Source organism: Francisella salina (assembly GCF_000219045.1).
GTDB classification, from domain to species: Bacteria; Pseudomonadota; Gammaproteobacteria; order Francisellales; family Francisellaceae; genus Francisella; species Francisella salimarina.
Map to the genome: position 1 here is coordinate 1,910,796 of NC_015696.1, position 11,705 is coordinate 1,922,500.

The window sequence follows — 11,705 nt, forward strand, 5'->3', positions numbered from 1 at the left end:
CTTTATAGTTAGACTAATAATAAAAAAGCTTAATACTGGAGAATAAAATGAAGATTCAAAGCAATATTTTTGAAGTTAAAGAATATAACTTAGGTGGACAAAATGAGACTATCGTTGCTGGTGGTCGTCATCTATTTGAAAAACTTCCTCAAGCATTTGAGGGAATTAAGCAGATTGGTGTAATCGGTTGGGGATCTCAAGGTCCAGCTCAAGCTCAGAATTTACGTGATTCTTTAGAGGGAACAGACATCAAGGTTAAGGTTGGTTTACGTGCTGATTCAAGCTCAGAAAAACAAGCTGAAGCTGTAGGTTTCACTAAAGGAAATGGTACTTTAGGTGAAATGTTTGATGTTATTAAAGAGTCAGATATGGCTATTATCCTAATCTCTGATGCTGCTCAAGCTAAACTTTACGATAAGATTTTTGCAGCTGTTAAACCTGGAGCAACTCTAGGTTTCTCTCATGGTTTCTTAATTGGCTTTATTGAGAGCATTAACTACAAGGTTAGAGATGATATAAATATCGTTGCAATGTGTCCAAAGGGTATGGGGCCTTCCGTTCGTCGCTTATACGAGCAAGGTAAGACAGTAAATGGTGCCGGTATAAATAGCAGTATTGGTGTATATCAAGATGTTAACGGTAGAGCAACTGAACAGGCTCTAGCTTGGGCTATAGCTTGTGGTGCACCATTTGTATTCCCAACAACTATGGAAATGGAATATCGTTCTGATATCTTTGGTGAAAGAGGTGTTTTACTTGGTGGTGTACATGGCATCATCGAAGTGCTTTATCGCTACTTCACTGATAATGGTATGGACAAAGAAGAAGCTTTCAGACGTACTGCTGAAGCAATCACTGGACCTATTTCTAAGATTATCTCTACGCAAGGAATGAAAAAAGTGTACGAAAGCTTAGAATCTGCCGAAGACAAGCAAAAGTTTGAAAATGCTTACAATGCTGCTTATACTCCTCTATTTGATATCTTAATTGAGTGTTATGAAGATGTTGAAAGCGGTAATGAAATTCGCTCAGTTGTAATGGCTGGTGCTCGTCATGATCGTCTACCAATGGGCAAAATTGACAAAACTGAACTATGGAAAGTTGGTGAAAAGGTAAGAGCTGAACGTGACCAGCACACAACTCCTATTGATCCAATTACAGCAGGGGTATATATAGCTTGTATAATGGCTCAATCTGATGTTTTAGCTCAAAAAGGTCATGCATACTCTGAGATTGTCAATGAGTCTATCATTGAAGCTGTAGATTCACTAAATCCATATATGCACTTCAAAGGTGTTGCTCATATGGTTGATAACTGTTCAACTACAGCTAGACTTGGATCTCGTAAATGGGCGCCTAGATTTGACTACAACTTGATGCAACAGACTATCCCATGCATCAACACTAAGGCAGGCGCAAATGCTCCTTTTGAAAAGTTCGCTGATCATCCAGTACACGAAGCTTTAGCTGTTTGTTCAACTTTACGTCCTTCTGTAGACATAAGTGTTGTAGAATAAATAATAACAGAAATTAATTCTTAAAAAATCTCATGCAAATCAAAGAAGCTCAACAAACTATAGACAAGCTTTTTAAAGACATATCTCATCCAAGATTAGCTAGCTTTATTGCTCTTACAGAAGAAGTCGGTGAACTAGCTAATGAAATCATGCAAAAAGAAATTTACGAAGAAACTTTAGATAATGAAAAAATCAAATCAGAATTAACTGATGTTTTGGTATGTGTTCTTGAAATTGCTAATCTATACGATATAAATCTTGAGGCAGAATTTGATAAAAAAATCAAAAATCTAGAACCTCGAGTACATCAATGGTCAAGTGCAAAAGATCTTCTGCAAGCTAAAAGATCTAAGCTAGACTAAATACTACTTCAGATGTACTTAGTGAGTTTTAAATATTTTATTCTAAATTGTATCTTTTAGCACTATTTTATAATACAATCTATACAGTAAGGAACGAGAGAATCTTTATGAGTAAGTTTCTCTGACTATTTAATTTCAGTTTTTGCTTAATCTCTTAAATTGTCATTTCATAAATCCATACAATAATTAGCAGTAATGTGCTAGAACTAACTAAACAAATAACTAAAGAGAATAAAAATGGATAATAAATCACAAGGTACAGTAAAGTTTTTCAACGATCAAAAAGGATTTGGTTTCATCACTCCTGAGAATGGTGGTAAAGATGTATTTGTACATATTTCAAAACTTAATGGCGAAACACTTGCTGAAGGTCAACAAGTTACTTTTGAAACTCAAGAAGGTAGAAAAGGCCCTGAAGCTATAAATATTGAGGTACTATAATGCCAAGTATTAGAGTAGACGAGCGCAAACCATTTGACATAAGCCTAAGAAACTTCAAACGTGCTTGCGAAAAAGCTGGTATCAAGCAAGAGCTTAGAGATAGACAGCACTACGTAAAGCCAACTGAAAAAAGAAAGATAGCAAAACGTCAAGCTATCAAAAGAGCTAGAATAGCTCAAAGAAGAGCTTACATCTAATTATTTCTTAAATTTTCCCAATCTTTTTTATTTAATATAAAAACTAGTCTTTCACGAGAAGTATCATTCTCACAAAGTTTAGCTCCTAATTTGGACACAGATTTTTGCGAACGAATGTTTTTATACCAAACATCAAAAAGTACATTTTCGACTGATTCAAAGGCATAGTCTAGCATTAGTTTTTTAACCTTTTTATTAAGCTCTGTACCCCAATATTCTTTAGCATAGAATGTATAACCTATTTTTATTGATTTTTTAATACAGTCATACTCATAGTATCTAGTAGAACCAACAAGTTCTTTATTATGAAAAATCAGATAACAATTTTGAGAATTTTTTAAACCATCATCAAAATACTTTTTAAACCCATCTACTTGACTACGTGATTTATCATTATGCTGAGCCCATATTTCAGGATCTTTAGCTACATTGTACAACCTATCAAAATCCCTACTAGTCATTATTTCAAGTCTAATATTTTCAGATGACAAAGATTTATTAAAATCCATAATGAATACCTTTTATATAAAATAATTTAGGGAATGCTATCAGAATTTACAGCATCACTATTCTACAGTAACAGACTTAGCTAGGTTTCGAGGTTGATCGACATCTGTCCCTTTGATAATAGCTACATGATACGATAAAAGCTGGAGTGGTATTGTAAATACTATTGGCGCACTAAAATCATGTCCACCATCTAATTCCAAGACAATACTATTATCAAAGCTAACTTTATCTTTTATTGCCTTATCTACAAAAAGAATTAGCTTTCCACCTCTAGCGTGAACTTCTTGAAGATTAGAAAGAGTTTTGTCCAATAAATCATCATTAGGTACCATAGCAACTATTGGCATATTTTTATCAACTAAAGCTAGCGGTCCATGCTTTAACTCTCCAGAAGGATAAGCTTCTGCATGAATATATGATATCTCTTTAAGCTTTAAAGCGCCTTCTATAGCTATAGGGAAATATAATCCTCTTCCAAGAAATATTGTATGTTCCTTATCCGAGAAGTACCCACTTATTTCATCTATTTCAGGGTCAAGTTTTAAAGCACCCATAACTAAAGCTCGAGTATTTTTTAGCTCTTGTGTGTATTTTGCAATCTCTGTATCTGTTAGACTATTTCTAAGCTTAGCCATCGCTAATGTAAATATTGCTAATGCTATTAGCTGAGTAGTAAATGCCTTGGTAGATGCAACACCTATCTCAACACCTGCTTTTGTCATAAATGCAATATCAGACTCTCTAACTAAAGAGCTATTTGGTACATTACATATACACATGCTTCCAGCATAACCTTGCTTTTTACTTTTTCTAAGTGATTCTAGAGTATCCGCTGTCTCACCTGACTGAGATATACTGACAAATAATGAACCATCTACAACAACATTATCTCGATATCTAAGCTCACTTGCAATCTCAACACTACATGGTATTTTTGCATACTTTTCTATCCAGTATTTAGCTGTCATACCAGCATTATAACTTGTACCACATGCGACTATACAAATATGCTTAGTTTTCTCAAATAACTCTTTTGCTCTATTATCAAAATTTTCTAATGTGATTTCATTATCATCTTTTAATGATGCTAAAATTGTATTTGAAATAGCCTCTGGTTGCTCATATATCTCTTTAAGCATATAGTGCTTATAACCGTCTTTAGTAGCACTTGAAGATGAATAGTTATATTCTTCAACTTCTAAATTTTTAGGTATTCCTTTACTGTCAAAGACTTCAACACCCTGCTTAGATATGATAGCTATATCGCCCTCATCAAGATAAGAGAATCTATTAGTAACTGGTAATAACGATAATGTATCAGATGAAATAAAATTCTCATCAATACCCACCCCTATAACTAGAGGAGAGCCTGAACGCACAGCCACAATCTTATCAGAAAACTTCTGTGAAATTATTGCTAAGGCGTATGCTCCTTTTAAAAGCTTAATTATAGTTTTGATATTCTCAATAATAGATTTAGAATCATTCCATTCTCTATCTAACAGATGCGCGACAACTTCAGTATCTGTGTCTGATTTAAAGTGATAACCCTCATCAACTAATGACTTTTTTAATTCAGCAAAATTCTCAATTACGCCATTATGAACTATGCAAAATTTTTCCGAAGCATGTGGATGAGAATTTTCTTTAGAAGGTTTACCATGAGTAGCCCACCTAGTATGGGCAATGCCTATATTACCTTTGAAATCTGATAAATCATTAACAGCATTTTCTAATTCAACAACCTTACCCACTTCTTTACACATATCTATTTGATTATGATTGTCTATGACTGCCAAACCAGCAGAATCATAGCCACGATACTCAAGTTTTTTCAAACCTTCAATTAAAATATTTGTAATATTCCTTGTAGAGTTGGCACCTACTATTCCACACATAATATATACCCTTATCTTTATATTTAACTTACTTCTTAACAGGTCTCTGCCATGTATCAATATGACGTTGTCTTGCTCTTGAAATAGCAAGATTATCTGCTGGAACATCACTGACTATAGTTGACCCCGCACCAATAGTTGCACCAGAACCTATATTAACAGGAGCTATTAGTTGTGAATCAGATCCAATAAAAGCATAATCTCCTATTGTTGTTTTATGCTTATTAACTCCATCATAATTACAAGTTATTACACCTGCTCCAATATTACAATTAGCTCCGATTTCACTATCACCCAAATATGTCAAATGAGAAGCTTTTGATCCCCTTCCTAAAATAGTTTTTTTTGCTTCAACAAAGTTTCCAATAACAGCTCCTTCTTTGACATCGCATTCTGGTCTAACTCTAGCGAAAGGCCCAACAATAGCTCCTTCACGGATAATAGATCCGTCAACCATACTATTAGCCTTTATTTTAACATTATCTTCTATAGTACAGTTTTTTAGAATACAGTTTGCTCCAATCACGACATTATTACCTAGTTTAACATGTCCTTTAATTATCACATTAATATCTAACCAGCAATCTTTGCCAACCTCGAGTTTACCGCGTACATCTATTCTATTAGGATCCGCAACACTAACTCCTTTTGACATTATCACTTCAGCTATGTGTTTCTGCCACTGTCTTTCAAGTTGTGCGAGTTGAACTCTATCATTAACACCTTGTATTTCAAATTCTTCAACAGGGTGAGTTACTGTTATAGAGATATTATCCTCTCTTGCCATTGCTACTATATCTGTAAGATAATACTCACCTTGTACATTAGTATTACCTAAGTTAGGCAACCAGTCATCAAGGTGACTTTTAGCAACACAATACATTCCTGTATTTATTTCTTTAATTTGGCGCTGACCATCTGTAGCATCCTTTTCTTCTACTATGTCGCTTACTGCTCCAAATTTATCTCTTACAATACGTCCCAGACCAGTAGGGTTATCGACAATAGCAGTTAACACAGCTAAATCATCACTCGCAGACTTAATCAAATTAGCAAGCACATCAGTAGAAATCAGAGGCACATCTCCATATAAAATTAGAACCTTATCTTCTTTAATATATGGCAAAGCCTGCAAAACAGCATGACCTGTCCCCAACTGTTCCTTTTGTTCGACAAATGTAACTTTTTTATCTGCCAAATCAGCTTCAACCATTTCCTTAAGATGTCCAGTAACAACAATAATATTGTCTGGATTAAGAGGCTCAACACGGCTTAACACATGCCTAATCAACGTTTTACCAGCAAGTGTTTGCAGAACCTTAGGTTTATTTGAATTCATTCTAGAACCCTTCCCAGCAGCTAAAATAACAACGGCTAAACTCATACCAAAACTCCTTAAGTTTTTAGCAATACTCTTCTAAAAGAAAATTAATAATCTGATAATGATCTTCTAACATGCTATCATATATCTTTCTGTTAATTAAATCAAAATTTAACCATTTAACATCTCTAGCATCATCTGCTGCGTAAATGCTAGGTAAATCAGGCCATTCTTCAAATATAAAAACTCCAACATGACTTATTGTTCTTCCTCGAACAGAACGACCTGGATAGTCAAAAACTTTTTCACATCTTTTTGCCAAAGATAATTGTTCAATACTAAGATCTATATTTGTTTCTTCAAACAACTCTCTTATTATTGCTTGAGATATAGTTTCATCACACTCCAAAAATCCACCTGGCAATGCCCATAATCCCTTACCGGGAAAGCCTTTTCTTTGAACAAGAAGAATATAATTATTTACTATAACTAGAGCATCTACAGTAACTAGATTTGGTTTATATGGCGCATTTCTCCATGAATATTTATAATCTATAACATAGCTATTTTCAGCAACCAGATCTTGATATGTTACGCTTTGCATAAAAGCATTTAATAACTTAAATGTTCCCTGATTTGGTGCTGGACTACACATATACTCATCAAGAATTTTACCTTTATAAAAATATTTTCTAAACTCTGTGGCATTATAATTTTTATAATTATCTACTGGTATATATCCCCACTCTGGAAAACTCTTAATATAATAGCTAGAGTCATCCTTAATATGTCCAACAATAGCTATAGTTTCATCTAGCCTAGCGTACTTATAGACATTTTGACGTAAAGACTCTTCCCATTTTTGCTCTTGATAGAAATAATCTGCTAGTGGTTCAATTTCAACTAAACTTAAATCAACGCCCGCTACCTTTAAGTCCTCAATAATCATCTGCCTTCTAAATTCAAATGAAAATGGATTTTTTATATTTGGAGCATTAAATGAACTTCCTACGTTTATAATAACTTTCTTACTATTTTCCAAAGCTACTAATATGTTATGCAGATGCCCCCTATGAAAAGGCTGAAATCTTCCGATAAAAACTGAAATATCATACATATTCTATCACCTATGTATTTAACTCTTGTGCTTGTGCTTGACTATCGTAGACACTATTGTCGGATGGCGCAGTAATTTTAGTATAATCTTTCATCTGATTTTGAATCTGGTCTGTCTCATCTTGCTGTATAGATTTATCAATAGTCCTATCATATGAACCAAAACCGAACTTGCTCTTCTTAGCAGAACCTAACAATCCTCCTAAACTTGACTGCCCTTTACTCGCATTAGCTTCAGAAGCCGCCATATCCAACTCTGCTTTTTTAGCAATTTCTAGATTATTATCGCTTTTTAATTCGGTATTATTTAATTCTTTACGAATATCACTTAGTAATCTAACACCTTCTGAAATATGGTCAGGTGCTTGAGACTGACCATCTCCAGTAAAGACAGCATTTATCTTAACCAAACTAGAGAGCTCATCAATTTTACGTGCCTTAATAACAAATATTCTATCTTTTTGAGCATCTTTAACTGTAATCAAATGTCCCGATAACACTTCATCTTTCTCAGATGTTACGGTATAACTATTAGGATGATCTTTGAAATAGTCATCTAGTAAATTTATGGTTATAGATAGTGGCTCTCTAAATACAAGTTTCAAAGATCCAGAATCATCATAAACAACACTTATGGAAACTTTTGATATCTGATCACTTATTATTTTAGCCATATCAAACTTGACTGTATAATTTGGAGGTAACATCTGCTGATATGCTTTAGGAACTTGTGACCTAGCGTACTTATCATCACCATCAGGAAGCTTTAAAGCTGGTTTGATTTTTTCACCATTTAAACCTGTAGGAATTATCAAAGAAGGCTCTTCTTTAACCTGAACTTTAGCATACTCATACTTCCTATTTCTAAATATATCCCAGCTAAAGCTCTCATTAGAAAGACTTTCAGCAGTGAAATCATTATCTACATCATTAGTTGCACAGTTTTGTAACAACAAACCAAGACTCACTAAAATGAAAATTTGGAAACTTTTTTTCATCTACAAATATATAGTAACTAGCTAATTAAATTAACTAAACATTATAACACAGTGCTATACTAATAATAATAAAAGCTTCAAGAGTAAAAGATCAATGAAAGATAAACTTTTTATATTTCTACAATATATAATCCCTCATTCTTTAACATCGAGACTAGTTAGTAGATTAGCAGAATCAAAAAATAGACATCTAAAAAATTATCTAATAAATTTAGCCATAAAAAAATTTAAAATCAATATAGATGAGGCTAAAGAAACTGATATAAACAAATATTCTTCTTTTAACAACTTCTTCATAAGAGAATTAAAAGATGGATTAAGACCTATATCTTCAGATAAAAAAGTTATCTCCTCTCCTGCAGATGGCGTTCTAAGTGAGTTTGGAAATATTACTAATGGCAGTTTAATTCAAGCTAAGGGAAAAACTTATACATTAAAGGCACTAATAGCTGATAGTTCAACAACCAATTTCACAAAATTTGCAACTATATACCTATCTCCCAAAGATTATCATAGAGTCCATATGCCTATCGATGGCAAGCTCACAAAAATGGTTTATATACCTGGTAAGCTTTTTTCTGTAAACCAAACTACTGCAAAAAATGTTGATAATTTATTTGCAAAAAATGAGAGATTAGTTTGTTACTTCAATACAGAAATTGGTGAAGTTGCAGTGATTTTTGTAGGTGCTTTACTTGTTGCCGGTATCGAAACAGTTTGGCACGGCAAAGTAGCCCCAAGCTACTATAGAGATGTACAAACTTGGGATTACAACAGTGACAACTTTAATATAGAATTCAAAAAAGGAGATACACTTGGCTGGTTTAACTTTGGCTCAACAGTTATCATCTTAACTCCTAATGACAGCATAACATTTTGCCAAAGCGAAAATAATACAGAAATTTCTGTTAATCAGGATTTAGCTTTGATTGCTGAATAGAGATTCATATTTATCCAACAACGACTAAAGATATTAGCCTTATTAATGTTATTTGACTTACACTCATTCACATAAGCAATCTCTTTGCTTTGACCAAAACGATCTTCATCAAACCTAAACCTAGCTGGCAACTTAATATCAAATCTCTTCGCCCACTTTCTAATAGTTACGTGCTTAAATCCCAGAACCTTTTCAGCTTCCTGATAACTTAAGCCTTCTCTTTGACATTTTAACAAAACTTCTTTTGCTGAACAGTTGAATCTATTTTTTACAATTTGTTCAAAATTTCCCGAATATTGATTTGCCATATAACGAGTCTCCTATAAATAAAATGAAACACAAATCGACCCCCACAGATAGTATATCACCTACTTTATTATCTGCAACAAGCCTTTTATACAGCAAATTTAGAAGTTTAATTTTATTGATAAAATCTTATAATTTATAGAACACACCTTTTTAAAGAAATCTTAAGAAAATACTGTCAAAAAAAATTTAAGTGTCATCATTTTATTCCTCCAAGAATCTAACCTAACGGAATAAATCCTAGTAAATATGTATTTTGTGCACAGGCATTTCTGTCCATATACTTATTGCCATTTGCATCTAATTTAGTTGGACACTCATGCTTGACAACACAAGACATCAAAATCACTGAAAGTATTGTCATAACTGTTACTCTAAGAATATTTTTTCTCATAATGGTCTCCTCATTTTATTGTTGAGATTGTTTATCTGCTGGTACAGGCTCATATGTAGAGACACATGAAGCTAGTACACAAGATACCAAAATTACAGTTATTATTTTTTTCATAGAAACACTCCTTACAAATTTAATAAAATCTAATTAAACTCAATATTAATTAGGCTACACTTAAATTTATACCACACTAAATATTAAATATTAAGTATTTATATGCACCATTCTAGATTTTTTTATTAATTTAATTATTTAGCTTTATATTTATACGTCTAGTAACTATAATTGCAAAATTAAAATTTCTAAAACATGTCGTATGGATCTTAACCATATTTTAATAACATCTCTAATGGCTATAATCCCATTAGTATTTGCAATAACAATACATGAAGCTGCGCATGGTTATATTGCAAAATATAGAGGTGATAATACTGCATATAAATTGGGAAGAGTTAGTTTAAACCCAGTCTCTCATATAGATTTAATTGGAACTATCATAGTACCAGGGTTAATGCTGATAGGATCTTTAGCTTCCGGATTTCCTTTTATTTTTGGTTGGGCTAAACCAGTCCCAATAAATTATAGCAACTTAAAAAATCCTAGACTTGATATTGCTCTTGTAGCCATTGCTGGCCCTCTAGCGAATTTTTTAATGGCAATAATATGGGCAATAATAGCAAAATATATAACTTCATATCCCTATATACAAGGAATGGCTTTTTACGGCGTAATGATTAATATTGTGCTTATGATCCTAAATCTTCTACCAATCCCTCCTCTTGATGGTAGTAAAATAGTAGCTTCTTTTTTACCTAAAGCCATAGCATATAAGTATAGTAATTTACAAAAATATGGCTTTTATATTTTGTTTGCTTTAGTTTTAATCCCATTTAACGGATCTAATTTATTGTTTACTATCATGAAGCCTTTTATCAATATAATAATCAACATTATTCAATTAATCATATTCTATTAAATACAAAAATATATTTATTAATTAATATTGATCAAAATTTGGTTTAAATATACTAGTTTAGTAAAATATCTATAAAGAATAAAAACAGTTAGTAATCATGCTTAACAATAATCTTTTAAAATTATTTTTTTTACTACTTATATCTTTAGCTTATTATAAAAATATGTTCGGATATGGCAGTATTCCTCCACAAGAACCTACAATTGTAAAGACTTCTGCATTCATTACTGATATACAAAGCTTAGATGAAGTTAATGAGCAATTACAAATTGATGTTATTTTCAAATTCAGATGGAATGATCCAAGATTAAAGTTTAATGCAAATGAAGAAAAAACTCCTTACATTTTATATCAAGGAGACTTTCAATATGATGAAATTTTTGAAGGGTGGAAACCTCAAATATCAATAATAAATGAAGTTGGGTCTCCTCAAATAAAAGCAAGACAAATAAAAATTTATCCTGATGGAAATGTTGTATATACAGAACAACGAACACTACATCTTGAAACACCTATGCAACTTGAGAAATTCCCATTTGATAAGCAGACCTTAAAAGCATACATAATTCCGTTTGGATACGACTCTAACGAAGTAAAATTGGTAGTAGAACCAAATCATAGGATTACTGTTAAAGATTACGTTAAAGACCATCCAAATGTAAATATAGCAGAATGGCACCTTACTAACTTTAATTTAGTAAATACAAATCCTACAAAATACTATTATGG

General features: G+C 32.5%; 14 protein-coding genes (1 of these 14 only partly in view). 7 read left to right on the top strand and 7 right to left on the bottom strand.

Annotation, left to right across the window (positions count from 1 at the left end; all coding sequences use genetic code 11):
- Window positions 1-47 precede the first annotated feature (47 nt).
- The 4 genes from F7308_RS09240 (at window position 48) to rpsU (ending at window position 2,517) form a co-directional block, all read left to right on the top strand.
- Complete coding sequence (locus F7308_RS09240; RefSeq protein ID WP_013923608.1) at window positions 48-1,517, top strand: ketol-acid reductoisomerase; 1,470 nt, start codon at window positions 48-50, stop codon at window positions 1,515-1,517.
- A gap of 32 nt (window positions 1,518-1,549) precedes the next feature.
- Window positions 1,550-1,879 carry a MazG nucleotide pyrophosphohydrolase domain-containing protein gene (locus tag F7308_RS09245; protein WP_013923609.1) on the top strand — a complete coding sequence of 110 codons (330 nt, stop codon included), beginning with the start codon at window positions 1,550-1,552 and terminating at the stop codon, window positions 1,877-1,879.
- 237 nt (window positions 1,880-2,116) lie between these two features.
- Window positions 2,117-2,320 carry a cold-shock protein gene (locus F7308_RS09250; RefSeq protein WP_004286368.1) on the top strand — a complete coding sequence of 68 codons (204 nt, stop codon included), beginning with the start codon at window positions 2,117-2,119 and terminating at the stop codon, window positions 2,318-2,320.
- The gene (gene rpsU, locus F7308_RS09255) at window positions 2,320-2,517 is read left to right on the top strand and encodes a 30S ribosomal protein S21 (protein ID WP_013923610.1); all 198 of its coding nucleotides are present in this window, start codon (window positions 2,320-2,322) and stop codon (window positions 2,515-2,517) included. The genes F7308_RS09250 and rpsU overlap by 1 nt, the downstream gene beginning before the upstream one ends.
- Here the strand turns inward: rpsU and F7308_RS09260 are convergent.
- Genes F7308_RS09260 through F7308_RS09280 form a run of 5 tightly spaced genes read right to left on the bottom strand, consistent with a single transcriptional unit; the run spans window position 2,514 to window position 8,360 of the window.
- On the bottom strand, window positions 2,514-3,026 hold the full coding sequence (locus F7308_RS09260; protein WP_013923611.1) for a GNAT family N-acetyltransferase: 513 nt from the start codon (window positions 3,024-3,026) through the stop codon (window positions 2,514-2,516). The genes rpsU and F7308_RS09260 overlap by 4 nt on opposite strands.
- A 57-nt stretch (window positions 3,027-3,083) precedes the next feature.
- Window positions 3,084-4,925, bottom strand: a complete 1,842-nt coding sequence (gene glmS, locus F7308_RS09265) for a glutamine--fructose-6-phosphate transaminase (isomerizing) (RefSeq protein ID WP_013923612.1) — start codon at window positions 4,923-4,925, stop codon at window positions 3,084-3,086.
- A 28-nt stretch (window positions 4,926-4,953) separates the two neighbouring features.
- Entirely contained in the window at window positions 4,954-6,309 is a 1,356-nt protein-coding gene (glmU, locus tag F7308_RS09270) for a bifunctional UDP-N-acetylglucosamine diphosphorylase/glucosamine-1-phosphate N-acetyltransferase GlmU (RefSeq protein ID WP_013923613.1), read from the bottom strand.
- A 19-nt stretch (window positions 6,310-6,328) separates the two neighbouring features.
- Window positions 6,329-7,363, bottom strand: a complete 1,035-nt coding sequence (locus F7308_RS09275; protein WP_013923614.1) for a bifunctional nicotinamide-nucleotide adenylyltransferase/Nudix hydroxylase — start codon at window positions 7,361-7,363, stop codon at window positions 6,329-6,331.
- A 10-nt stretch (window positions 7,364-7,373) separates the two neighbouring features.
- On the bottom strand, window positions 7,374-8,360 hold the full coding sequence (locus F7308_RS09280) for a hypothetical protein (RefSeq protein ID WP_041263841.1): 987 nt from the start codon (window positions 8,358-8,360) through the stop codon (window positions 7,374-7,376).
- Window positions 8,361-8,454: 94 nt separating this feature from the next.
- Between F7308_RS09280 and asd the strand changes: the two genes are divergently transcribed.
- Complete coding sequence (asd, locus tag F7308_RS09285) at window positions 8,455-9,300, top strand: archaetidylserine decarboxylase (protein ID WP_013923616.1); 846 nt, start codon at window positions 8,455-8,457, stop codon at window positions 9,298-9,300.
- Here the strand turns inward: asd and fevR are convergent.
- Together fevR and F7308_RS10225 are read right to left on the bottom strand one after the other, a co-directional pair.
- Window positions 9,273-9,608: a transcriptional regulator FevR gene (gene fevR, locus F7308_RS09290; protein WP_013923617.1), complete on the bottom strand. Its 336-nt coding sequence runs from the start codon at window positions 9,606-9,608 to the stop codon at window positions 9,273-9,275. The two genes, asd and fevR, sit on opposite strands and share 28 nt — an antisense overlap.
- A 218-nt stretch (window positions 9,609-9,826) precedes the next feature.
- Window positions 9,827-10,000, bottom strand: a complete 174-nt coding sequence (locus F7308_RS10225) for a hypothetical protein (RefSeq protein ID WP_013923618.1) — start codon at window positions 9,998-10,000, stop codon at window positions 9,827-9,829.
- Window positions 10,001-10,316: 316 nt separating this feature from the next.
- On the opposite strand from F7308_RS10225, the gene F7308_RS09295 reads away from it, so the two are divergent.
- Together F7308_RS09295 and F7308_RS09300 are read left to right on the top strand one after the other, a co-directional pair.
- Window positions 10,317-10,976 carry a site-2 protease family protein gene (locus F7308_RS09295; protein WP_013923619.1) on the top strand — a complete coding sequence of 220 codons (660 nt, stop codon included), beginning with the start codon at window positions 10,317-10,319 and terminating at the stop codon, window positions 10,974-10,976.
- A 163-nt stretch (window positions 10,977-11,139) separates the two neighbouring features.
- Window positions 11,140-11,705, top strand: the 5' portion of a protein-coding gene (locus F7308_RS09300) for a ligand-gated ion channel (protein WP_408610306.1). The gene runs 430 nt beyond the window's last position; the window shows 566 of its 996 coding nt (coding positions 1-566); the start codon lies at window positions 11,140-11,142; its stop codon lies beyond the right edge, outside the window.